The organism is Psychrobacter sp. CoH-33_TS_01 (genome assembly GCF_058189395.1).
Genome location: NZ_JBVGQI010000090.1, coordinates 1 through 245, shown reverse-complemented (window position 1 = coordinate 245; position 245 = coordinate 1). Strand labels below are relative to the sequence as shown.

General features: G+C 70.6%; 1 pseudogene. It reads left to right on the top strand.

Annotated elements, in window-relative coordinates:
- Positions 1–245, top strand: a pseudogene (locus ACZ2XM_RS15655) (copper-translocating P-type ATPase); the annotation flags it as partial.

Below are 245 nucleotides of genomic sequence, written 5' to 3'. Positions count from 1 at the left end.
GCCCAGAACTCCTCGTCCCGCGCCCAGCGGATCGCCGACACAGCGGCCGGGTGGCTGTTCTGGTTCGCCCTCGGCGCGGCGGTCATCACCGCGGTCGTCTGGACCATGCTCGGTCTGCCGGATGAGGCCGTCGTGCGCACCATCACGGTTCTGGTCATCGCCTGCCCACACGCACTCGGTCTGGCCATCCCGCTGGTCGTCGCCATCTCGACCGAGCGCGCCGCCCGCGGCGGAGTGCTGATCAA